This is a genomic window from Microbacterium luticocti DSM 19459, assembly GCF_000422405.1.
Taxonomy (GTDB): Bacteria; Actinomycetota; Actinomycetes; order Actinomycetales; family Microbacteriaceae; genus Microbacterium; species Microbacterium luticocti.
This window is the reverse complement of record NZ_AULS01000017.1, coordinates 50262-74197: the sequence shown is the minus strand read 5'-3', so window position 1 is coordinate 74197 and position 23936 is coordinate 50262. Positions and strand designations below refer to the sequence as shown.

Here is a 23936-nt window from a genome sequence, read left to right as displayed (position 1 = left end):
AAGGACTTAAAGAAATGTCGATCTACCTCAACAAGGACTCCAAGGTCATCGTCCAGGGCATCACCGGCGGCGAGGGAACCAAGCACACCGCGCTCATGCTCAAGGCCGGCACCAACGTGGTCGGCGGCGTGAACGCCCGCAAGGCCGGCACCACGGTCTCGCACGTCGACAAGGACGGCAACCCGGTCGAGCTGCCGGTGTTCGGTTCGGTCGCAGAAGCCATCGAGAAGACCGGTGCCGATGTGTCGATCGCGTTCGTGCCGCCCGCGTTCACCAAGGACGCCATGGTCGAAGCCATCGACACCGAGATCCCGCTGCTCGTGGTGATCACCGAGGGCGTGCCGGTCGGCGACACCGCCGAGGCCTGGGCGTACGCCCAGAGCAAGGGCAACAAGACCCGCATCATCGGCCCGAACTGCCCCGGCATCATCACCCCCGGCGAGTCGCTGGTGGGCATCACCCCGGCCAACATCACCGGCAAGGGCCCGATCGGCCTGGTCTCGAAGTCGGGCACCCTGACCTACCAGATGATGTTCGAGCTGCGTGACCTGGGCTTCTCGACCGCCATCGGCATCGGCGGCGACCCGGTGATCGGCACCACGCACATCGACGCGCTCGCCGCCTTCGAGGCCGACCCCGAGACCAAGGCGATCGTCATGATCGGCGAGATCGGCGGCGACGCCGAGGAGCGCGCGGCCGAGTTCATCAAGGCCAACGTGACCAAGCCCGTCGTCGGCTACGTCGCCGGGTTCACCGCGCCCGAGGGCAAGACGATGGGCCACGCCGGCGCGATCGTCTCGGGCTCGGCCGGTACCGCCCAGGCGAAGAAGGAGGCCCTCGAGGCCGCCGGCGTCAAGGTCGGCAAGACCCCGAGCGAGACCGCCGCGCTGATGCGCGAGATCATCACCGCGCTCTGAGGCACGCGCGCCGCGGGCGCACGCATTGAACCGCCGTCCCGACCCGGGTCTTCTCCCGCGTCGGGGCGGCGGTTCGCATTCCCACAGGGGCGGATGCCTCGACCCGCGCGGGCGCGGAGGCCGAGGCGTCCGCCCCTTCGTCATGCCGGACATGCGGGGCGGGTCGGGGTTCCGGGCCGGGTGCGGGCGATGGATGCCGCGAGAATCGCGATCTCGCCTGAGAATCGCTGCGACGCGGCGATTCTCGACCGGGATGCCGATTCTCGTGGGAAACGTCGGCGCCGGCAGATCCACCGCGCGGTACCGTGAAGACATGCCACTGACCGGAGAGTACAAGCCGAGCACCGCCGAATGGGCGCGCACGCAGGCCGAGACGTACGAAGCCACCGGCGGCGCCGAAGCCGCCGACATGCGCGGCAAGCCGATCATCGTGCTGACCACCGTCGGCGCGAAGACCGGGGCGCTGCGCAAGACCGCCCTGATGCGGGTCGAGCACGACGGGCGCTACGCCGTCGTCGCGTCGAAGGGTGGCGCCCCGAAAGAACCCGCGTGGGCGGGCAACATCCGCATGCACCCTCACGTGGAGCTGCAGGACGGCGCCGTCAAGAAGGACTACCGTGCGCACGAGGCGTCCGGCGCCGAGCGTGACGAGTGGTGGGCGCGCGCGGTCGAGGCCTGGCCCGATTACGCCGAGTACCAGAAGAAGACCGACCGCGTCATCGCCGTGTTCGTGCTCGAGCCGATCGAGGGATGACCCGGCCCTCGCCGCCGGTCAGCCCTGATAGCCGATCAGCCAGGTCAGGCCGTATCGGTCGGTGACCACGCCGTCGTGGTCTCCCCACGGCCGCTGCTGCAGCGGATCGACGACCGTGCCGCCCTCGGCCAGGGCCGCGAACCAGTGCCTCAGCTCGGTGGGCTCGGCGGCGCCGAGCAGCGAGAACATCATGCCCTGCACCCGCACGGTCTGCTCGCCCTCGGCGGCGTCGGCCGCGAACAGGATCACGGGGCCGTCGAGCATGCCGTGGGCGACGGCGTCGCCGGGGCCGTCGTCACGGCCGAACTCGGCGTAGGTGTTCACGCCGACCTCGCCGCCGAACACGGAGTGGTAGAACCCGAGCGCCTCGCGGGCGGTGCCGGGGAGGTGCAGATACGGTGCCAGCGCTGTCATCCTCCGACCGTAGCGCCCGGGTCCGACATGCGCATCGCGGGCACGTGCGGCGCACCATGATGGCCCCGGGCAGGTCGCCCGCGCGGGCGATGCTCTTCTGCGGTGTCCGGACCGCGTGCCACGATGGTCGCGGGCACACAGAGCGGGGGACGCCATGGCCGACGACCGGCAGCGCGAGGTCGAGGCGCTGCGCGCCCGCGTCGAAGAGCTCGAGGCGCAGCACCGCCGGCCGGGCGACGGCGAGTCCGGGTCCGATCCGGCGCCCCGCCGCGGCGGATGGGTCCGCAGCATCCTGTCGGCCGTCGCCCTGGTGCTCGCCGCCGTGCTCGTGCCGATCGCGGTGCTCGGCACCTGGGCGCGCACCGAGCTCGTCGACACCGACCGGTTCGTCGCCACCTTCGCCCCGCTCGCCGAGGATCCGGCCGTGCAGGACTTCGTCGCCGACCAGACACTGAGGGCCATCGACGATCACGTCGACATTTCGGGCACCGTCGACTCGGTGTTCGACGGCCTGCAGCGCCTGGGTCTGCCGCCCGCGGCCTCCGCGGCGCTGCGGCTGCTGCGGGGGCCGGTCGAACAGGGGGTGCGGTCGCTCATCGACGACGCTGTGCACCGCGTGGTGGCCTCGCCGGCGTTCGCCGACATCTGGGCGCAGGCGCTGCGACAGACCCACTCCCGCGCGATCGCCGTGCTGCAGGGGCAGTCCGGCACCGGGGTGACGCTGGCGGACGATGGCACCCTGTCGCTGGACCTGGGTGTGATCGTCGACCAGGTCAAGGCGACGCTGCAGCAGAACGGGGTCGGCATCGCGAGCCTGATCCCCGCGATCGACAAGAGGATCCCGCTGGTCACCTCGGATGCGCTCGTGCTGGTGCGCACCGTGTACGGGCTGGCGACGGTGGCCGGGTACTGGCTGCCGTGGCTCGTGCTCGGTCTGCTCGCGGCCGGCCTCGCGCTCGCGCGACGACGGCTGCGGGCGCTGGCATGGACCGGCGCCGGCTTCGCGCTGTCGCTGCTGCTGCTGGCGGCCGGGCTCGGCATCGGACGCCTGTTCTTCGTGGCCGCGGTCAGCCCGACCGTCATGCCCGCGACCACCGCGCGGGTGATCTTCGGGCAGCTCACCGAGATCATGGCGAGTGTCATCGCGGCGCTCGTCGTGGTGTCGGTGATCGTCATGATCGGCGCCTGGCTCGCCGGCGGATCGCGGTCCGCCGGGCACACGCGAGGCCTGTTCGACAGCCTGTTCGGCCACATCCGCGACGTCTTCGACGCGCACGGGTTGAGTACCCGCGGCTTCGGCCGTGCCCTCGACCGTGCACACACCGCGGTGATGCTGGTGATCGTCACCGTCGTCGCGCTCGCGCTCTTCTTCACCCGCCCGATCTCGATCGGCGCGGTCGTGGCCGCCGTGGTGTGGCTGCTGGTCGCCGTCGTGCTCGTCGAGGTGCTGCGCCGGCCCCCGGCGACGGATGCCGCAGAGAGCGCCGCGACCACGGCCGCCGCCCAGCGCGCTGACCTGGCCGCCGTCCAACGTGCCGACGCGGACCCGCGCGCGACGGACCGGGAGGGATGAACGGGTTCGCAACCCCCGGCCGGCGCCCCGCGGGTCACCGCGGTGCGTCGCCGGAACGCTCGATCGCGCGGTCGAGGATGCTCTCGGGAGGCACCATGAAATCGTCGTCCCCTTCGCGCTGGGCGCTCACGATCACGACGCGGTCGTCGAGCGGCGCCAGGATCCGGCGGGTGTACACGTGTGTCGGCTCGTGCTCGACGGCGGTGTAACCGACGGCTTCGGGATGCCCCGTCACGGTGAACCGCGCGTAGTGGTCCGGATGTTCGGCGACGCAGGCGTCGAGTCCGGTGGCCACCTTCGCCACAGCGGCGTCGGGAGACGACAGTCGCCACACCGAGTCACTCACCCACTCGCCGCCGTCGCCGGCGAGCTTGTACGACACAGCGGCGTGCCGATCGCGGTCGTAGTTGGGCGAGGGAGTCATCACCTCGTCGTCCTCGGCATTGTTCACGGCGGAGCAGGACGTCTGTCCTCCCTGGACGTCGAGGAGGACGTCGACGACCCGGGCCGGCTCCGGCAGGTCGCCCTCGGTCAGCGTCCCGCGCGGAGCGGACTCCGCGCATCCGGTGATCGCCAGACATCCGCATACGGCGGCGACGGCGATCATGCAGCGGCGCCCGCCGAGGGCGCCTGTTCGTATTGCGCTCATGCCGCGAATCTACGACATTCGCGTCGCGGAGCGCACAGCATCCGTCGCCGTGCCGTCCGCCGCGTCGTCATCTCCGTCGGCGACGTCCCCGGCGGTTCCCTCTCGCGGACCGACCCGAAGCGACCCGAGCCTGTCCGACCCCCGCCGCCTCAGCCGCCGATGAGCGACTCGAGCGGGCCGCGCGCGAAGTAGACCACGAACCCGACGGCCACGATCCACAGCAGCGGGCTGATCTGCCGGGCCTTGCCCGACAGGCTGCGCACCACGGCCCACGCGATGAACCCGGCACCGATGCCGTTCGCGATCGAGTAGGTGAACGGCATCACCGCGACCGTCACGAACACGGGGATCAACACCGACGTCTCGCTCAGGTCGATGCGCCGGATCTGCGCCATCATCAACGCCCCGACGACGACGAGGGCGGATGCCGCGACCTCGCTGGGAACGATCGAGGTCAGCGGCGTGATGAACATGGCCAGCAGGAACAGCACGCCGGTGACCAGGTTCGCGACCCCCGTCCGGGCGCCCTCGCCGATGCCCGACGCCGACTCGACGAACACCGTGTTCGACGAGCCCGAGGTGCCACCACCGACCACGGCGCCGACACCTTCGATGATCAGCGCGGACTTCAGCCGTGGGAAGTCGCCCTTCTTGTCGGCGAGCCCCGCTTCTTCGGCGAGGCCGGTCATCGTGCCCATGGCGTCGAAGAAGTTCGTGAACACGAGCGTGAACACCAGCATGACGCACGCGATCACACCGATCCGGCCCCAGCTGCCGACGAGGTCGACCTGCCCGACCAGTCCCAGGTCGGGCACGCTGAACCACTGTGCCGGCAGCGCGGGAACCGACATCCCCCACCCACCCGGGTTGTCGTCGCCGCGCGGCCCCAGGTGCCAGATCGCCTCGACGATCATCGACACCACGGTGCCCGACACCAGCGCGATCAACAGCGCGCCCTTGACCTTGCGGGCCATCAGGATGCCCGCCAGCAGCAGCGTGAGCACGAACAGCAGCACCGGCACGGTGGCGATCGACCCGTTCACTCCCAGCCCGACCGGGGGAGACGCGAGCCCGGTCGCGGTGACGAACCCGGCATCCACCAGTCCGATGAACGCGATGAACATGCCGATGCCGACCGTGATCGCGATCTTCAGTTCCATCGGGATCGCCTTCATGATCATGCGGCGAAGCCCGGTCGCGCTCAGCAGCACGATGATCAGACCGTTGATGACCACCAGGCCCATGGCCTCGGGCCAGGTGAGCTGCCCGACGACGCTGACCGCGAGGAACGAGTTGATGCCCAGCCCCGCCGCGAATGCGAACGGCAGCCGGGCGATCAGGCCGAACAGGATCGTCATCAGCCCCGCAGTGAGCGCGGTGACCGCGGCCAGCTGCTGGTTCTGCAGCATGTGACCGGCGACATCCTTGGTGCCGCCCAGGATGATCGGGTTCAGGATGACGATGTAGGCCATCGTCACGAAGGTGACGATGCCACCGCGGATCTCGGTGCCGAGGGTGGACCCGCGCTTGCTGATCTCGAAGAACCGGTCGAACCCGTTCTTGGGCGTCGGGTCCTGCTCGGCGGTGGCGGTGGGGGCAGGGGCTGTGCTCATGTCGGGGGAACCTCCGAAAGAAACTTAGCGTCCCATCGGCGGATTGACAGCATCCATTCAGGAACGACGGTCGATCGCGCCCGCGTGAATGCTGGGGGTCGCGCACGGGCCGGCTCGCGCGCGGGCGATGGATACCACTCCCGCGCGCCCGCGAAGCGCACCGGCCGGTGCCGGATAGTCTCGACTGCGCCCATGCATCGCGTCCTCGTCGCCGTCCTCGCCGCCTTCGACGCCGCCCTGGCGGCCGCCGTCGGCCTCGTCGTCGTGCTCGCACCGCTGACCGTGCTGTGGGTCGCCGCGATGGGGCAGGCCGACTGGCCGGCGCTCTGGCCGGCCACCGGGGCCGTCTGGCAGCTCGGCCACCTGGCCGGGCAGACCGTGCACCTTCCCGACGAGTACCGTGCGGTCGCCGGCATCCCGGAACAGGCCGCCACCTTCGTCGTCTCGCTCGCGCCGCTCGCGCTGACCGCGTTGACGGCGCTGTTCGGGGCCCGCTCCGGTTCGCGGGCCGCCCGTGCCGGGCTGGGCGGTGTCGGCGTCGCCGCCGGCGCCGCGACCTTCGCGGCCATCGCCGCGGTGGTGGCCGTCACCGCGCGCAGCCCGTTCGTGTCGACACCGTTCTGGCAGGCGATCATCGCCCCGACACTGGTGTTCGTCGTACCCGCGGTGCTGGCCGCGGTCGCGGTGCAGTGGCGGGAACGGTCGGGCACCGCAGCCCGGCTGCGCGAGCGCATGCTCGACCTGCCGGGCCTGTGGCCCGAAGCGCCCGCCCTCGTCGTGCGCGGAGCGGTGATCGCACTCGTCGCCCTGACCGGCGCCGGTGCACTCGCCCTGCTGGTCGCGCTCATCGCGCGTGGCGACGAGATCGTGGCCCTCTACCAGGCGGGCAACCTCGACGCGGTCGGCGTCGTGGTGGTCTCTCTCGCCCAGCTCGCATACCTGCCCACGCTGGTGGTGTGGGCGCTGGCGTTCGTGGCCGGTCCGGGTTTCGCGGTCGGCACCGGCACGGCCGTCTCGCCGGCGGGGACCGCGGTCGGTGTCGTGCCGGGTCTTCCCATCCTCGGGGCGCTTCCCGAATCGGTCTCGCCGTGGCTGCTGCTGGTGGTGCTGCTGCCGATCGCCGCAGGCGCCCTGGCGGGTGGGATGCTGCGCGCCCAGGTGCGGGCCCTCACAGCCCAGTCCCAAGTCGGGCTGCGGGCCGCACTGGCCGCCGGTACCGCTGCGCTGGGCGGCGGCGGCGCCGCACTGCTGGCCTGGCTCGCCTCGGGGTCGATCGGTCCCGGTCGGCTCGCGCACACCGGGCCCGAACCCGGCGCGGTGGCGCTCGCGGTCGGCGTCGAACTGTTCGTCGGTGCCGCGGTGCTGCTGCTCGGACCCGAACGTGCCGGCTCGGCCGGGTCGCGGCGCGCGGTCACCGGGGTTGCGGCACCTGTGCCCTCGCACGTCCGAGACGCCGCGGGGGGAGAAACCGGCACCCGCGACGAGGACGAGACCGCCACCCGCGCCCAGGACGAGACCGACACCGGCGCCGCTGTGCCCACGGGCGCACGCACCGGTGACGCGGCGCACGTGCCGTCAGAGGTCCGACACACCGACCGGGCAGAGGCGAGCTCCCGCGACCGGGACGAGACCGGCGCCCGCGACGAGGACGAGACCGACACGGTGCCGATCGACCCGGGATTCCTCGGCGATCGCGACGACTGAGCCGTCCGTGACGCCACCCGGCCCGGAGCGGCGTAAGGCGATGGGTAGACTGGGCGCGTGCTCACGGTCGCCGTCCTCATCTCGGGCACCGGCTCGAACCTGCGGGCCCTGCTCGACGCTGCCGATGACCCCGCATACCCTGCGCGCATCGTCGTGGTCGGCGCCGACCGTGACGCCGACGGCCTCGAACACGCCGAGGCGTTCGGCATCCCGAGCTTCACCGTGCCGTACGCCGCCTACCCGAGCCGCGAGGCCTGGGGCGCCGAACTCGATGCCCAGCTGCGCGTGTGGAACCCCGATCTGATCGTGCTCAGCGGCCTCATGCGCCTGCTGCCGCCGGCCGTGGTGCACGCCTGGGCGCCCCGCATCGTCAACACCCACCCGGCATACCTGCCCGACTTTCCCGGTGCGCACGCCGTGCGCGACGCCCTCGCCGCCGGCGCGCAGCAGACCGGCGCGAGCGTCATCGTCGTCGACGACGGCGTCGACTCCGGCCCCATCCTGGCCCAGGAGCGCGTGCCGGTGCTCCCCGGCGACGACGAGCACACCCTGCACGAGCGCATCAAGCCCGTCGAACGCCGCCTGCTCATCGACGTGGTGCGTCGCGTGGCCACCGGCGAACTCGACCTGGCCGCAGCATCCGCCCCCGCAGGCACGACACCCGACGTGCCGGTGCGGCCCGCGGCATCCACCACCCACCCCTGACCCCCGACGAATCAGGAGACCACATGGCCGGCCCCCGCCACGACCCGTCCCTCTACCGCGATCGGGACGTCGTCCCGATCCGGCGCGCCCTGGTGTCGGTCAGCGACAAGACCGACCTGGTGCCGTTGGCCGAGGCCCTGGCCGCGGCCGGGGTCGAGATCGTGTCGACGGGCTCTACGGCCGCGACGATCCGCGCCGCCGGCTTCGCGGTGACGGATGTCGCGTCGGTGACCGGCTTCCCCGAGATGCTCGACGGGCGGGTCAAGACGCTGCACCCGCACATCCACGGCGGGTTGCTGGCCGACCTGCGGCTGGCCTCGCACGAGCAGCAGCTGGCCGAGCTCGGCATCGCACCGTTCGAGCTGGTCGTGGTGAACCTGTACCCGTTCGTCGAGACGGTCGCCTCGGGGGCGGTCGGTGACGACGTGGTCGAACAGATCGACATCGGCGGCCCCGCCATGGTGCGCGCCTCGGCGAAGAACTACGCGAACGTCGCGGTCGTCGTCTCGCCCGAGTCGTACCCGGCGATCGTCGAGGCACTCGGCACCGGCGGCACCAGCCTCGGCCAGCGCAAGCAGCTCGCCGCGCGCGCGTTCGCCCACACCGCGAACTACGACCGCGCCGTCGCCGCCTGGTTCGCCGAAGAGACCCTGGCCGAGGGTGTCGACCTGCCGCAGCACCTGACCATCAAGGCCGAGCGGATCGCGCCGCTGCGCTACGGCGAGAACGCGCACCAGCGCGCGGCGATCTACTCCCGCGTGGGCGGGCACGGCATCGCCCAGGCCGACCTGCTGCAGGGCAAGCCGATGTCGTACAACAACTACGTCGACGCCGACGCCGCGCTGCGCGCCGCGTTCGACATGGTGCTGCCGGCGGTCGCGATCATCAAGCACGCCAACCCGTGCGGAATCGCGGTGGCCGCCCCCAACGCGCTCGACCCGATCGCCAGCGCCCACCTGCGCGCGCACGAGTGCGACCCGCTGTCGGCGTTCGGCGGCGTCATCGCCGCCAACCGCACCGTCACCTTGAAGATGGCCGAGAACCTGCGCGACATCTTCACCGAGGTCATCGTCGCCCCCGACTTCGAGCCCGAGGCGCTCGAGCTGTTCAAACTCAAGAAGAACCTGCGCGTGCTGCGGCTGCCCGCCGACTGGCAGCAGGAGCGCATGGACGTGCGCCTGGTGTCGGGCGGACTGCTGCTGCAGGACGCCGACCGGTTCCCCGACGACATCGAGTCGGTCGCCGACAACTGGGAGCTCGTCTCGGGCGAACGCCCCGATGCCGACCAGATGCAGAACCTCATCTTCGCGTGGAAGTCGTGCCGTGCCGTCAAGTCGAACGCGATCGTGCTCGCCAAGGGCTCGGCCACCGTCGGCATCGGCATGGGGCAGGTCAACCGGGTCGACTCGTGCCGGCTGGCCGTCGAGCGTGCCGGTGACCGCGCGGCCGGTTCGGTTGCGGCATCCGACGCCTACTTCCCGTTCTCAGACGGCCCGCAGGTGCTGATGGATGCCGGGGTCACGGCGATCGTTCAGCCCGGGGGTTCGGTGCGCGACAACGAGACCGTCGACCTTGCCCGCGAGCGCGGCGTCACGATGTTCTTCACCGGCGAGCGCCACTTCTTCCACTGACGCCGGCGCGACGGTTCAGGCGCTCTCGCGGCCGTACGCCTCGAGCCAGCGCAACCACACCTCGCTGATGGTCGGGTACGCGGGCACGGCGTGCCACAGCCGTTTCAGCGGCACCTCGCCGACCACCGCGATCGTGGCCGCCTGCAGCATCTCGGCGACGTCGGGCCCGGTGAACGTCGCGCCGATCAGCACGCCGCGGTCCTCGTCCACGATGGCGCGGGCCCGACCGGCGTAGTGATCGGCGTGCGTGGCGGCGCCGGCGATGTTCGCGAGGTCGACGTCGAGAACCCGGATGCGGTGGCCCGCGGCCCGGGCCGACGCCTCGGTGGCACCGACCGAGGCCACCTCGGGATCGGTGAACACGACCTGCGGCACCGCGTCGTGATCGGCCGTCGCCGCGTGCCTACCCCAGGGCGCGGCATCCACCCCCTCACCCGCTGCCCTCGCCGCGATGACGTCGCCCGCGGCGCGCGCCTGGTACTTGCCCTGGTGGGTCAAAAGCGCCCGGTGGTTCACATCGCCGACCGCGTACAACCAGTCGACGCCGCGCACCCGCATCGTGTCGTCGACCTCGAGCCAGCCGCCACCGGTCACGCCGGCGGCATCCAGCCCGATGTCATCGGTGCGCGGTGCGCGACCGGTCGCCACGAGCACCTCGCTCGCACGCACCGCGGTGCCGTCGTCGAGCGTGAGCGTCACGTCGCCGTCGGCCTCGCGACGCACGCTCTGCGTGGTCGCGGTGCGGATGACGACGCCGGCCCGCGTGAGCGCGCCGCGCACGGCCTCGGCGGCGAACGGTTCGACGTGTGCGAGCAGGCCCGATCGCACGATCATGGTGACGCGGCTGCCCAGCCCGGCATGGGCGGTCGCCATCTCGCACGCGACGACCCCGCCGCCGATGATCGCGAGGGATTCGGGCACGTCGTGTGCGGAGGTCGCCTCGCGGCTGGTCCACGGCTTCGCCTCGCGCAGGCCGGGGATGTCGGGGATCACGGCCCGTGTGCCGGTGCACACCGCCACGGCGTGGCGGGCGTGCAGGACGCGGGTCGCGCCGTCCGGCCCAGTGACGGTCACCTCGCGCTCGCCGCTGATCCGGCCATGCCCGCGCGCGAGGTCGATCCCGGCGTCACGCAGCCAGTCGACCTGCCCGTCGTCGCTCCAGTCGTGCGCGAGCGCGTCGCGGCGCCGGAACACGCCCGGCACATCGAGCGGGCCGGTCACGGCCTGACGCGCTCCATCCACGTCGCGGGCGGCGCGCACCGCCGCCGACGGACGCAGCAGCCCCTTCGACGGCATGCACGCCCAATACGAGCACTCGCCGCCGACCAGCTCGCTCTCGACGATCACGGCGCTCAGGCCGCCTTGCACCGCGCGGTCCGCGACGTTCTCACCGACGGGTCCGGCGCCCAGCACGATCAGGTCATAGCTGTCCATGCGTTCACGCTATCGGCGGCATCCCGCCCGTGGGGCACCGGCTGGTCCTGCGCGGGCGCCCGGCGATCTGTGAGGCAATGCCCCGCCCGTTCCGGCCCCGGCTGGTCCTGCGTGGACGCCCAGTCATCCGTGAGGTGGCATCCCGCCCGTGGGGCACCGGCTGGTCCTGCGCGGGCGCCCGGCGATCCGTGAGGCGGTGTCCCGCCCGCGCCCGCGCCGGACGAGCGGCTACACGGTGATGTCCGATTTCCGCGAGACCGGATCGGTGGGGCGTGTCAGGCTGGAGTCATGAGCCTGACCGCGATGACCTTCGACGAGCGCTACCGCGCGATCGACGCGCGCGACGCGCGGTTCGACGGGCAGTTCATCACGGCGGTCCGTTCCACCGGCGTGTACTGCCGGCCGAGCTGCCCGGCGCGCACACCGAAGACGGCGAACGTCACGTTCTACGCCACCGCGGCGGCCGCGCACGAGGCGGGGTACCGCGCCTGCAAACGCTGCCTGCCCGACGCCGCACCGGGATCTCCGGAATGGAACATGCGAACGGATGCCGCCGGCCGTGCGATGCGGCTGATCCAGGACGGCGTCATCGAGCGCGAGGGCGTGCCCGGCCTCGCCCGCCGGCTCGGCTACTCGTCCCGGCAGCTCGGCCGCATCCTCACCGCCGAGCTCGGTGCCGGACCGCTCGCGCTTGCCCGCGCGCATCGTGCCCACACCGCACGGATGCTGCTGGTGGGCACCGACCTGCCCGCGGCCGACGTCGCGTTCTCGGCCGGGTTCTCGAGCATCCGTCAGTTCAACGACACCATCCGCGACGTGTTCCGGATGACACCGCTCGAGCTGCGGGCGCGGCGGCACGCGCACGAGGCCCAGGTCGGCGGCGGCATCCGTCTCGTGCTCGCCCACCGCACACCGATCGACCTGCCGGGCCTGTTCGCCTGGATGCGCGCGCGTGCCGTCGAGGGCGTCGAGCAGGCCGATGCCGCCTCGTACGCGCGCACCCTCGCCCTGCCGCACGGTCCGGGATGGATGCGCGTGCACGCCGAGGACGGCGTGCTGCGACTGGACGCCCGCCTGGCCCGCCTGACCGACCTGCCCGCCCTGCTCGCCCGGGCCCGCCGGCTGTTCGACCTCGACGCCGACCCGGTCGGCATCGACGGCGCACTCGCCCGACACCCCGAGCTCGCCCCCCTCGTGACGGCGACGCCCGGCATCCGGGTGCCCGGCGCGGTCGATGCCGGCGAGATGCTCATCCGCGCCATGATCGGCCAGCAGGTGTCGGTGGCCGCCGCGCGCACCGCCCTGACCCGGCTGACCGCCGCGCTCGGCGAACGGCTGCCCGACGGCGGCGTGCTGTTCCCCGACATGGCGACGATCGCCGCCCGCGGCCATGAGGTGCTGCGCGGGCCCGCCGCACGCATCCGCGCAGTCGTCGGCGCCGCCGCCGCGCTCGCGGACGGCACCCTCACCCTCAGTCCCGGCGACGACCCCGTCGCACAGCGGGCGGCACTGCTGGCGCTGCCCGGCATCGGGCCGTGGACGGCCGACTATGTGCGCATGCGCATCACCGGCGACCCCGACGTGTTCCTGCCCGGCGACGTCGCCGCCCGCGCCGGGGCCGCCCGGGCCGGTCTGCCCGCCGATCCGCGGGCGCTCACCGCCTGGGCCGAGCGCACCGCGCCGTGGCGCAGCTACCTGACCGCGCACCTGTGGCGCGCGGCATCCACCCCCGCGAAGGAGACCCCGTGACCGCCCTGACCCAGACCATCGACACGCCCGACGGGCCGTTCACCCTCATCGTCGACGAGGCGGGGTGCGTGCTCGCCTCGGGCTGGACGGCCGACGTCGCCGCGCTGCTCGCCCGCGTGCACCCGAGCCTGCGGCCGGATGATGTCGAGGTGGGCGAGACGGATGCCGCGGCCGCCGTCGACGCCTACTACGACGGCGATCTGACCGCCGTCGACGCGATCGGCGTGCGCCAACACGGCACGCCGCTGCAGCACGACGGCTGGCGCGCGCTGCGTGAGATCGCACCCGGACGACCGCTGAGCTACACGGAGTTCGCCGCCGCGCTCGGCCGGCCCACGGCCGTGCGGGCGGCCGCGTCGATCTGCGCACGCAATGCGCCGGCGCTGTTCGTGCCATGCCATCGTGTGCTGCGCGGTGACGGCTCGATGGGCGGATTCGCGTGGGGCACCGACGTCAAGCGCAGCCTGCTCGCACGCGAGGCCGCCGCATCGCGCTGAGTCCGCTGCGCGAGGTGCAGCTCGCGCGCGTGAGGGAGGTGCAGCCCGCGGGCGTAAGGGGTGGGCGGCACGACGCTCGGCATTGCGTTCACGAAAGGGCACCCCGCTCGCGTGAGGTGCGGGCGCGGAACGGTGTTGCGCACAGCGAACGTTCAGGCTTAGGCTGGAGGGCTGTCGCTCACGCGGCAGCCACGCCCGATCCAAGGAGGAAGCCATGTACCAGGCCGTCAACGACGTCAAGCCGGTCGTCCTCCGCCCGATCGCCGGGCTGGCCGGGCTCGCCGCCGAGGGATAGGTCGCCGCTTCCCCGACCGTCGCGCTCCGTCGAGAGCCGTCGAGACCCGCCCACGACCGGCCGCCGCCCGCGCGGCGCCCTGCACGCCGTATCGCCCGCACCAGGGCGCCTTCCGTCACCCCTCTTCCCACAAGGATCATGACTTCCACGCCTTCACCACGCCGCCTGTCCACTCCCCGCGCCCTGTGGCGCCTCTACCCGTTCGTCAAACCCGTGCTGCCGCGCCTGATCGGCGGGCTGCTCACCGCCCTCGGCGCCGCCGTGATGACCCTCGTCATCCCGCTCGTGCTGCAGGCCGCCGTCGACGGCCCGATCGCCTCCGGCGATTCCGGCCAGATCGTCTGGGCCTGCGTCGGCGTGCTGGTCCTCGGCATCCTCGAAGCCGTCTTCGTGTACGCCCGTCGCGCGTTCGTGCTCACCCCCGGCACCCGCGTCGAGTACGAGATCCGCCAGAACTTCTACGTGCGGCTGCAGCGGCTTCCGGTCGCATTCCACGACAAGTGGCAGTCCGGGCAGCTGCTCAGCCGCATGATGCAGGACATCGGCCGCATCCGCCGGTGGTTGTCGTTCGGGCTCATCCTGCTCGTGGTGAACGTGCTGACGATCGTGCTGGGTGCGCTGCTGCTGTTCCGGTGGCACTGGGCCCTGGGCACCGCGTTCATCATCATCTCCATCCCGCTGTGGTACTTCGGATACCGCTTCGAGCAGACCTACGGTGCGCTCTCGCGCAAGAGCCAGGATCAGGCCGGCGACCTGGCCACCGCGGTGGAGGAGAGCGTGCACGGCATCCGGGTGCTCAAGGCGTTCGGCCGCGGAAAGCACGCGCTGCAGAAGTTCGAACGGCAGGCCGAGAGCCTGCGGGTCACCGAACTGCGCAAGGCCGGCCAGGACGGCCAGCTGTGGTTCTGGCTCGACATCGTGCCGGCCGTCGCGTTCGCGGTCTGCCTGCTGCTGGGCATCTGGCTGGCCAGCCTCGGCCAGCTGAGCGTGGGCGAGCTGTTCGCGTTCTTCGCGATGGCCACGGCGCTGCGGTGGCCGCTCGAGTCGCTCGGGTTCCTGTTCTCGTTCCTCGTCGACACCCGCACCGCCACCGACCGCGTCTTCGAGGTGTTCGACGAGCAGAACACCATCGTCGACCCGGAGCATCCTGCCACCATCGCCGAGCCGCGCGGACGCCTCACGTTCCGGGACGCGCATTTCAGGTATCAGGATGCCGCAGCCGACGAACCGGATCTGCTGGACGGCATCGACCTCGAGCTCGAGCCCGGCGAGACGATGGCGCTGGTCGGGCTCACCGGCTCGGGCAAGACCACGCTGACCACCCTGCCCACGCGGCTGTACGACGTGACCGCGGGAGCGGTGGAGCTGGACGGCGTCGACGTGCGCGACCTGCGACTGGAGGAGCTGCGCCGGCACATCTCGATGGCGTTCGAAGACGCCACGCTGTTCTCGACGACGGTGCGTGAGAACGTGCTGCTCGGCCGTGACGACCTCGACGTCTCGAGCCCCGAGGCGCAGTCCGTGCTCGACGAGGCGCTCGAGATCGCCCAGGCCCACTTCGCCTACGAACTGCCCGAGGGGGTCGACACCCGCGTCGGTGAAGAGGGGCTGAGCCTGTCGGGCGGGCAGCGTCAGCGGCTCGCCCTGGCGCGGGCGGTCGCCGCCAAGCCCGCCGTGCTCGTGCTCGACGACCCGCTGTCGGCACTCGACGTCGACACCGAGGCGCTCGTCGAGGCGGCGCTGCGGCGCGTGCTGGCCACCACGACCGCGCTCATCGTCGCGCACCGCCCGTCCACGGTCGCGCTCGCCGACCGGGTGGCGGTGCTCGAGCACGGTCGCATCACCGCGGTGGGCACCCACAGCGAACTGCTGCGCACCAGCGCCCACTACCGATTCGTGATCTCGAGCCTCGAGGCCGACGATCTGCGTCAGCGAGAGATGGAGGTGAACCTGTGAGCACCGTCACCGGCACCCGCGGTGAAGACCGCAACGATTACACCAAGACCGAGAGCCGGGCCATCCGGCAGCGTTCGGTGCGGCTGCTGTTCTCACTGATGAAGCCGATGCTGCCGCTGGTGATCCTCGGCGCCGTGGTCATCGTGGTCTCGACGCTGCTGCGTGTGGTCGGCCCGACGCTCATCGCCTACGGCATCAACGTGGCGCTGCCGCGGGCGGTGGATGCCGCGGACTGGGCGCCCGCGTTCGGCATCACCGCGCTGTACATCGCCACCGGCGGCCTGGGCGCGGCGCTCATGGGCTGGTTCGTGGTGCTGTCGGCGCGGATCACGCAGACGATCCTGCTCGATCTGCGCACCCGGATCTTCCGGCACACCCAGCGGTTGAGCCTGGAGTTCCACGAGACGTACACGTCGGGCCGGATCATCTCGCGGCAGACCAGCGACCTGGACTCGATCCGCGAACTGCTCGACGGCGGGCTGACCCAGCTGGTGCAGGGCGCGCTGTACGGCGTGTTCACGCTGATCATGCTGTTCCTGCTCGACTGGCGAAGCGGTCTGGTGCTGCTGGCGATGGCGATTCCGCTGGCGGTGCTGATGCGCTGGTTCTACATCGAGTCGCAGCGCGGCTACCGGCGCTCGCGGGTGGTCAGCGCCAAGGTGATCGTGCAGTTCGTCGAGACGATGACCGGCATCCGTGCCGTCAAGGCGTTCCGCAAAGAGAAGCGCAACGACGTCGAGTTCGGCGAGGTGTCGGACGAGTACCGACGCGTCAACCTGAGACTGGTGCGACTGTTCGGCACGTTCGAGCCGGCCCTGATCCTGATCTCGAACGTCACCATGGCCGCCGTGCTGCTGTGGGGGGCGTTCCGCGTCGTCGACGGTGGACTTCTCATCGGGTCGCTCCTGGCCGCCGTGATGTACATCCGCAACTTCTTCAGCCCGCTCGAAGACGTCGCGACGTTCCTGAACTCCTACCAGTCCGCTTCGGCGGCCCTCGAGAAGGTGTCGGGCGTGCTCGAAGAGGAACCGAGCGTGCCCGACCCGGTGAAGCCGGTGGATTTGTGGGAGGCGCGCGGCGGCATCCGCTTCGACGGCGTCGAGTTCTCGTACGGCGCCGGCAAGACGGTGCTGCCCGACTTCACGCTCGACATCCCCGCCGGACAGACCGTGGCGCTGGTCGGCACGACCGGTGCGGGCAAGTCCACCCTCGCCAAGCTGGTGTCGCGGTTCTACGACCCGACGCGCGGCGCCGTGCTGCTGGACGGCGTCGACCTGCGCGAGCTGCACCCGAAAGATCTGCGACGCGCCATCGTCATGGTCACCCAGGAGGCCTACCTGTTCAGCGGCACGGTCGCCGACAACATCGCGCTGGGCAAGCCCGACGCCTCGCTCGACGAGATCCGTGCCGCAGCCCGGGCGGTGGGGGCGGATGCCTTCATCCAGGCGTTGCCGGACGGGTACGACACCGACGTGAACAAGCGCGGCGGCCGCGTGTCGGCGGGGCAGCGGCAGCTGATCTCGTTCGCGCGCGCGTTCCTGGCGAACCCGGCGGTGCTCATCCTGGACGAGGCGACCGCATCGCTCGACATCCCGAGCGAGCGGCAGGTGCAGGAGGCGCTGCAGACGCTGCTGGCCGACCGCACCGCGATCATCATCGCGCACCGGCTGTCGACCGTGGCGATCGCCGACCGGGTGCTGGTGATGGAGCACGGCCGCATCATCGAGGATGACGCCCCCGCCGCGCTGATCGCGGGCACGGGCAAGTTCGCCCAGCTGCACGCCGCCTGGCGCGAGTCGCTGGTCTGAGCGCCACCCCGATCCGCGAGAGACCTCGGCGAGAGAACGAGAACTCCGCGAGAGACCCCGCGAGAGAACGAGAACTCCGCGAAAGAACAACGGACGGACGAGGGTGTGGGGAATACCCGCGCTCTCGTCCGTCAGATGATCTCTCGCGGTGAGGGGTGGGGCCGAGCGCGGTGCGAGGCGTCAGGGTGGCGGGGAGCGCGGCGAGGGGCGGTGGCGAGCGCGGTGAGGCGCGCGTAACGCGTCACGGGTGGTGCCGAGCGCGATGAGGGCGCGCGGCGCGGTGAAGGGGCGCGGCGCGGGAGCACGGCGCGGTGCCGGGTGGTGGCGGGCGCGGGCGAGGCGTCAGAGCTTGATCTCGGCGACGACCTCGCCGTACTCGGTCTCACCCACCGGGGTGAATCCGACGCGCTCGAAGAACTTCGCCGGGCCGCCGCTGCCGGCCTCGTAGATCACGTTCACGTGGTCCATGCCGCGCCTGCGGGCCTCGTCGAGCAACCCCTCGACGGCGAAACGCCCGACGCCGCGGCCCTGCTCGTCGGCATCCACATTGATGCGCCACAGCACCGAGCGGAAGTACTCCTGCGGGAACTCGGGGTCGAAGTTCGCGCTGATGAAGCCCACGACCTCGTCGCCGTCGACCACGACGCGTTGCCACGAGGTGTTCGGATTGACGACCGTCGCGGCGATCCCGTAGCTCACCGGCGAGAGGAACTCCTCTTGCCCCGGCTTCAGTGAGAAGTTGTTGACCGCGACGATCGTCGACGCGGACAGTTCCACCAGTCGCAGGTCACCCATAACGCCAGAGTAACGGCATTTGCCGACACCGCACACGCCCCGGCGCCGGACCAAACCCGACGATCGCCCCGAGATATCTCGATATCAAGATATTTTGGCGCACGCGATAAGCTGAGAAGACCCCTGTCGACGCAACAGAACGAAGAGGCGAGCGGTGACCGACTCCACCATCATCTACACCTACACAGACGAGGCGCCGGCGCTGGCCACGGCATCCTTCCTCCCCATCGTGCGGGCGGTCGCCGGCACCGCCGGCGTCGACGTCGCCACCCGCGACATCTCGCTCGCCGGACGCATCCTGGCCGCGTTCCCGCAGAACCTCACGCCCGAGCAGCAGGTCGGTGACGCGCTCGCCGAACTGGGGGGTCTGGCCACCCTGCCCGAGGCGAACATCATCAAACTGCCCAACATCTCGGCATCCATCCCGCAGCTGAAGGCGGCGATCGCCGAGCTGCAGGGCAAGGGCTATGACATCCCCGACTACCCCGACGAGCCGACCACGGTCGCAGACAAAGACGTCCGCGCCCGGTACGACCGCATCAAGGGGTCGGCGGTCAACCCGGTGCTGCGCCAGGGCAACAGCGACCGGCGCGCACCCCTGTCGGTGAAGAACTACGCCCGCAAGCACCCGCACGTCAACAAGCCGTTCCCCGCCGGATCGAAGACCCGCGTCGCGACGATGGGGCACGACGATTTCAAGAGCAACGAGAAGTCGGTCGTCATCCCGAACGACGACGTGCTCACCATCCAGCACGTCGCCGGCGACGGCACGGTCACGGTGCTCAAAGACGGGCTGAAGGTGCTCACCGGTGAGATCGTGGATGCCACGTTCCTGTCGGCCGCGGCCCTGGACGCGTTCCTCGCCGAGACGTTGGCGACCGCGGCCGCCGAGGACGTGCTGTACTCGGTGCACCTGAAGGCCACGATGATGAAGGTCAGCGACCCGATCATCTTCGGCCACGTGGTCAAGGCGTACTTCCCCGACGTGTTCGCCCGCTACGGCGACGCCCTCGCCGAGGCGGGCCTCAGCCCCGACAACGGCCTCGGCGCGATCCTCGCCGGGCTCGACAAGGTCGACGGCGGCGCGCAGATCGCCGAGGCCATCACCGCCGACCTGGACCGCGGGCCCCGGCTGTCGTACGTGAACAGCGACAAGGGCATCACCAACCTGCACGTGCCCAGCGATGTGATCGTGGATGCCTCGATGCCCGCGCTGATCCGCAACGGCGGCAAGCTGTGGGGGGCCGACGGGGGAGAGGACGACACCCTCGCCGTCATTCCGGACTCGTCGTACGCCGGCGTGTACCAGGCCGTGATCGACGACGTGATCGCGAACGGGCCGCTCGACCCGGCCACGATCGGCACGGTGCCCAACGTCGGGCTGATGGCGCAGGCGGCCGAGGAGTACGGCAGCCACGACAAGACGTTCGAGATCCAGGCCGCGGGCCGGGTGCAGATCGTCGACTCCGAGGGCGAGGTGCTCATCGAGCACGAGGTCGCCCCCGGTGACATCTGGCGCGCCACCCAGACCAGAGACATCCCGGTGCGGGACTGGGTCAAGCTCGCCGTCAGCCGCGCGAAGGCCACCGGCGTGCCCGCCGTGTTCTGGCTCGACGCGAACCGCGCCCACGACGCCCAGCTGATCGCGAAGGTCGCCACCTACCTCGGCAAGCTCGACACCACGGGCGTCACCACGACGATCCTGCCGCCGGCCGAGGCGGCGCGGTACTCACTGGCGCGCATGCGCCAGGGGCTGGACACCATCTCGGTGACCGGCAACGTGCTGCGCGACTACCTCACCGACCTGTTCCCGATCCTCGAGGTGGGCACCAGCGCCAAGATGCTCTCGATCGTGCCGCTGCTGGCCGGCGGCGGGCTGTTCGAGACCGGCGCCGGCGGCTCGGCCCCCAAGCACGTGCAGCAGCTGCTGGCCGAGGACTACCTGCGCTGGGACTCGCTGGGGGAGTTCTTCGCCCTGGCCGCATCGTTCGAGCACTACGCGCACGTGACCGGCAACGCGAAGGCCCAGGTGCTCGCCGACACCCTCGACCGGGCGACCGGCACGTTCCTCGAGAACGACAAGTCCCCGGGCCGCAAGCTCGGCACGATCGACAACCGCGGCAGCCACTTCTACCTCGCGCTGTACTGGGCGCAGGAGCTGGCCGCCCAGGCCGACGACGCCGACCTGGCGGCGGCGTTCGGGCCGGTGGCCGCCGCGCTCGCCGAGAACGAGCAGACCATCGTCGACGAGCTGTTGGCGGTGCAGGGCCACCCCGTCGACATCGGCGGGTACTACCGTCCCGACGGTGAGCGGGTGGCGCAGGTGATGCGCCCCTCGGCCACGCTGAACGCCATCATCGACGGCCTCGGCTGATCGTCGCAGACACGCGACGAGGGGGCGGATGCTGTGGCATCCGCCCCCTCGTGTGTGCGCTGCGGTGTCGCACGTGTGCGCTGCGGTGTGGCACGAGCGCCGGAGCACGTCCGGGGTGGTGGCGGGCGCTATAGCCGGTGACGGCTGCCGCACACCGACGGTGTGGGCGTGTGGCGGTCCGGTCAGTGCTGGACGGTGACCTGCATGCCGTACGGCGCCCAGTCGTACACCCACTTGGCGATGTCGATCGGCATGTTCACGCAGCCGTGACTCATCACGTGCCCGAAGTTGTTGTGCCAGTAGGTGCCGTGGAAGCCGACGTTCGGCGCGAAGTACGTCACCCACGGCACGTCCTTCGTGCAGTACTCCGCGCCGGGGAAGCACCCCATGTCTTGCTTGGCGACCTTCGCGAACACCGTGAAGTGCCCGGTCGGGGTGGCGTGGTTCGCGTCGCCGGTCGAGACCAGGTAGCTGTGCACGAGCGTGCCGTTCTGGTAGAAGTACGCCCGCTGTTCGCTGAGGTCGACCACGGCGGTGCGGGTGATCTTCGTGGTCTTCGCCGCGGTCACCGTCACCGGCAGCGTGTACACGGCGTCGCCCTTGGCCAGCTGCGCGGCGAACGCCGCGGCGATGCCCGAGGTGTCGCCGAGCACGCGGCCGTCGAGCGTCTCGACCTCGTAGTGCAGCACCTTGCCGGCGGTGTTCGTGATGGCGGTGCCGTTCTGCGGCTTGCGGTCGACCTTCGTCGCCAGGGTGTCGACGACCTTCTGGATCGCGGCCTGGTCGGCCGAGATCGTCAGGTCACCGTCGTGCGCGGTCACCGTCAGCCAGGTCGACGCGGTCTTCGCGTCGACCGGCACGGTGCGCTCGTCGCCGACGTAGAAGCCGAGCTTCGGCAGCATCCCGTTGAGCGTTTTCGCCGTGGCCACCGCGGTCTCGGTGCTGATCGCCGGCGCCGCCGGCACCTGCGCGGCCGAGACGGGCACCGTCTGGATCCCCTGCGCGAACGCGTCCTGCAACGCGGTGGTGATCGCGGCGAGATCGACCCGGGTGCCGTCGGCCGCCGGCGTGGTCACGTAGGTGCCCGATGCCGCGTCGAATCGCACCGTCGCGTCGGTGGCGTCGCGGTACAGGCCGGGCGCGACCTTGCGCAGCGCCGCGTCGGCGGTCGCCGCATCGACGGTGACCGGGGCGGGGCGGGTGCCCGAGAACCAGGCTCCCAGGTTCCACATCGGGTGCTCGCGGAACGCGCTGTCGGCCAGCGCCCGTGCGTCGACCTTCGCGCCCAGCTGCGCGCCGCTGAGGGTCGCGTCGATGCCCTCGCCGCGCAGTTCGATGCGCGTCTGGTCGAGGTGCGACTGGATCGCCGCGGCCGCCGCACCCGGCATCATGCCGCCGACCTGCACGCCGGCGACGGCGGTGCCGGGGGCGATGAGCACGAGGGATGCCGCGACCAGTGCGACGAGCACGAGGGCCAGCGGCGTGCCGATCCACAGTCCCAGACGGCGTCGTCGCGTGCGCGCGGGCGCAGGCGCCCACGCGTATGCCGCACCGTCCTGCGGTGCGCTCGATCGATCTGGCGTTTCTGGCACGCCGTCACCCCCGTTTGTGTTCCCCTGATATCCATGGTACGCGACGGCGCCGACACGGAAAGGCGCGCGGAGGAGGGCCAGGAGCCCGGCGGCGGCCGCGACCCGCTCGTCGTCGCGCGGCGGGTGGGAACGACGACGCCGCACGGCAAGATAACGTTTTTGTAAAGACCCTGAGCAAAACCCGGGTACCGGCTTGCATGCGACCCTTTCGTAAGGTCTACTAACAAACATGTCTGCATCGGAAGTGCGGCGCGGCCCTTCCTCTCCCGAACCGGCACCGGCCGCGGTGCCGTACGCCCTCGCGCCGCTGCGTCACCCGCGCCACGGTGCCAAGGTGCTGCCCGAGCACGCCCGTGCCCACAACCGCGCGCTGGTGCTGCAGACCCTGTTCCACCGCGGCGCGATGAGCCGCGCCGACCTGTCGCGTGAGACCGGGCTGACCCGCGTCACCATCTCAGACCTGATCGCCGAGCTCATCGCCGACGGGTTCGTCGCCGAGAAGGGCGTGCGCGAAGTGTCGCGGCCCGGCAAGCCCGCAATGCTCGTCGACCTCGACCACAGCGGCCACCGCATCGTCACGCTCGACCTTTCGGGTCCCGACACCTTCGCCGGTGGCATCCTGACCCTCGACGGCACCATCGTGGTGCGCCGCGAGATCCCGCACCCGGGCGCCGACGGCGACGTGGTCGGCACCATCGTCGCGTTCGCCGCCGACCTGGTGCGCGACTCGCACGCGCCCGTGCTCGGTGTCGGTGTTGGATCGCCGGGTGTCGTCGACGACGCGGGCGTGGTGCTGACCGCACCCAACCTCGGTCTGACCGGCTTCGACCTCGAAGGCACCCTGCGGCGCGCGCTCGGCGTGCCGGTCGTGGTCGCCAACGACGCGAACGCCGCCGTGCTCGCCGAGTACACGTTCGGCGGCGCCGGCGACGACGTGATCCTCGTCAAGGTCGGCCGCGGTGTCGGCTCGGGGCTGCTCTCGGGCGGACGCCCGATGGTCGGCAGCCGCTTCGCCGCCGGAGAGATCGGCCACGTCACCGTCGCCACCGACGGCGGTCCGCTGTGCTCGTGCGGCAAGGTGGGATGCCTCGAAGCCTGGATCTCGGTGCCGTCGCTGACCGCGCGTCTGGCCGGCGCCGACGACGACGCCCGCACCGGCGTGCTGCGCGACGCGGGCGAGCGACTGGGCATCGCCCTGGCGCCCGTGGTCGGCGCGCTCGACCTCTCGGAGGTCGTGCTGTCGGGCCCGGCCGACCTGCTCGACGGGCCCCTGGCCGTCTCGGCGGCCGACACCCTGCGCACCCGCACCCTCGCGAAGGTGCACGAGGGCATCCGCGTACGGATGACCGAGCAGGGCCAGGACATCGTGCTGCGCGGCGCCGCCGTCATGGTGCTGTCCGGACAGCTCGGGGTGTCATAGGCACCGCGTCACCGGCGCCGTGTCGCAGACACCCGCAATACCCCCCCGGATAGGCC

The 23936-nt window shown here is 71.3% G+C and carries 18 protein-coding genes; 12 read left to right on the top strand and 6 right to left on the bottom strand.

The features are described from left to right. Positions 1-14 precede the first annotated feature (14 nt). Together sucD and H577_RS0111440 are read left to right on the top strand one after the other, a co-directional pair. Complete coding sequence (gene sucD / locus H577_RS0111445) at positions 15-917, top strand: succinate--CoA ligase subunit alpha (protein ID WP_029146063.1); 903 nt, start codon at positions 15-17, stop codon at positions 915-917. 313 nt (positions 918-1230) lie between these two features. Next, a complete protein-coding gene (locus H577_RS0111440; RefSeq protein ID WP_029146062.1) occupies positions 1231-1671 on the top strand; it encodes a nitroreductase family deazaflavin-dependent oxidoreductase in 441 nt (146 codons plus the stop codon). Positions 1672-1689: 18 nt separating this feature from the next. Here H577_RS0111440 and H577_RS0111435 read toward each other — a convergent pair whose 3' ends face one another. Next, positions 1690-2085: a VOC family protein gene (locus H577_RS0111435; protein ID WP_029146061.1), complete on the bottom strand. Its 396-nt coding sequence runs from the start codon at positions 2083-2085 to the stop codon at positions 1690-1692. 154 nt (positions 2086-2239) lie between these two features. Between H577_RS0111435 and H577_RS16300 the strand changes: the two genes are divergently transcribed. Next, a complete protein-coding gene (locus H577_RS16300; RefSeq protein ID WP_084516171.1) occupies positions 2240-3658 on the top strand; it encodes a hypothetical protein in 1419 nt (472 codons plus the stop codon). Positions 3659-3692: 34 nt separating this feature from the next. Here H577_RS16300 and H577_RS0111425 read toward each other — a convergent pair whose 3' ends face one another. Continuing rightward, the gene (locus tag H577_RS0111425) at positions 3693-4307 is read right to left on the bottom strand and encodes a hypothetical protein (RefSeq protein ID WP_156876640.1); all 615 of its coding nucleotides are present in this window, start codon (positions 4305-4307) and stop codon (positions 3693-3695) included. A 149-nt stretch (positions 4308-4456) separates the two neighbouring features. After that, a complete protein-coding gene (locus tag H577_RS0111420) occupies positions 4457-5920 on the bottom strand; it encodes an NCS2 family permease (protein ID WP_029146059.1) in 1464 nt (487 codons plus the stop codon). Between the two features lie 192 nt (positions 5921-6112). On the opposite strand from H577_RS0111420, the gene H577_RS0111415 reads away from it, so the two are divergent. Genes H577_RS0111415 through purH form a run of 3 tightly spaced genes read left to right on the top strand, consistent with a single transcriptional unit; the run spans position 6113 to position 9960 of the window. Next, entirely contained in the window at positions 6113-7624 is a 1512-nt protein-coding gene (locus H577_RS0111415) for a cell division protein PerM (protein ID WP_029146058.1), read from the top strand. 57 nt (positions 7625-7681) lie between these two features. Then, positions 7682-8329 (top strand): phosphoribosylglycinamide formyltransferase, encoded by a 648-nt coding sequence (purN, locus tag H577_RS16295; RefSeq protein WP_051191985.1) that lies wholly within the window; start codon positions 7682-7684, stop codon positions 8327-8329. 23 nt (positions 8330-8352) lie between these two features. Then, positions 8353-9960, top strand: a complete 1608-nt coding sequence (gene purH / locus H577_RS0111405) for a bifunctional phosphoribosylaminoimidazolecarboxamide formyltransferase/IMP cyclohydrolase (RefSeq protein ID WP_029146057.1) — start codon at positions 8353-8355, stop codon at positions 9958-9960. Between the two features lie 15 nt (positions 9961-9975). Here the strand turns inward: purH and H577_RS0111400 are convergent, their stop codons facing one another. Then, positions 9976-11394 carry a dihydrolipoyl dehydrogenase family protein gene (locus tag H577_RS0111400; protein ID WP_029146056.1) on the bottom strand — a complete coding sequence of 473 codons (1419 nt, stop codon included), beginning with the start codon at positions 11392-11394 and terminating at the stop codon, positions 9976-9978. Positions 11395-11682: 288 nt separating this feature from the next. On the opposite strand from H577_RS0111400, the gene H577_RS0111395 reads away from it, so the two are divergent. The 4 genes from H577_RS0111395 (at position 11683) to H577_RS0111375 (ending at position 17699) form a co-directional block, all read left to right on the top strand. Continuing rightward, positions 11683-13143 (top strand): DNA-3-methyladenine glycosylase 2 family protein, encoded by a 1461-nt coding sequence (locus H577_RS0111395; RefSeq protein ID WP_029146055.1) that lies wholly within the window; start codon positions 11683-11685, stop codon positions 13141-13143. Next, positions 13140-13640, top strand: coding sequence for a methylated-DNA--[protein]-cysteine S-methyltransferase (locus tag H577_RS0111390; protein WP_029146054.1), 501 nt, complete (start codon positions 13140-13142; stop codon positions 13638-13640). The genes H577_RS0111395 and H577_RS0111390 overlap by 4 nt, the downstream gene beginning before the upstream one ends. Positions 13641-14073: 433 nt before the next feature. After that, a complete protein-coding gene (locus H577_RS0111380; RefSeq protein WP_029146053.1) occupies positions 14074-15891 on the top strand; it encodes an ABC transporter ATP-binding protein in 1818 nt (605 codons plus the stop codon). After that, positions 15888-17699, top strand: a complete 1812-nt coding sequence (locus tag H577_RS0111375) for an ABC transporter ATP-binding protein (RefSeq protein WP_029146052.1) — start codon at positions 15888-15890, stop codon at positions 17697-17699. The genes H577_RS0111380 and H577_RS0111375 overlap by 4 nt, the downstream gene beginning before the upstream one ends. 342 nt (positions 17700-18041) lie before the next feature. Here the strand turns inward: H577_RS0111375 and H577_RS0111370 are convergent, their stop codons facing one another. Next, positions 18042-18494, bottom strand: a complete 453-nt coding sequence (locus tag H577_RS0111370) for a GNAT family N-acetyltransferase (RefSeq protein WP_029146051.1) — start codon at positions 18492-18494, stop codon at positions 18042-18044. A gap of 154 nt (positions 18495-18648) precedes the next feature. On the opposite strand from H577_RS0111370, the gene H577_RS0111365 reads away from it, so the two are divergent. Continuing rightward, positions 18649-20868 carry an NADP-dependent isocitrate dehydrogenase gene (locus H577_RS0111365; RefSeq protein ID WP_029146050.1) on the top strand — a complete coding sequence of 740 codons (2220 nt, stop codon included), beginning with the start codon at positions 18649-18651 and terminating at the stop codon, positions 20866-20868. Between the two features lie 182 nt (positions 20869-21050). Here the strand turns inward: H577_RS0111365 and H577_RS16290 are convergent, their stop codons facing one another. Beyond that, positions 21051-22460 (bottom strand): L,D-transpeptidase, encoded by a 1410-nt coding sequence (locus H577_RS16290; protein ID WP_156876639.1) that lies wholly within the window; start codon positions 22458-22460, stop codon positions 21051-21053. 229 nt (positions 22461-22689) lie between these two features. Here H577_RS16290 and H577_RS0111350 point away from each other — a divergent pair, with 229 nt between their 5' ends. Further along, entirely contained in the window at positions 22690-23880 is a 1191-nt protein-coding gene (locus H577_RS0111350) for an ROK family transcriptional regulator (RefSeq protein WP_029146049.1), read from the top strand. Positions 23881-23936: the final 56 nt, after the last annotated feature.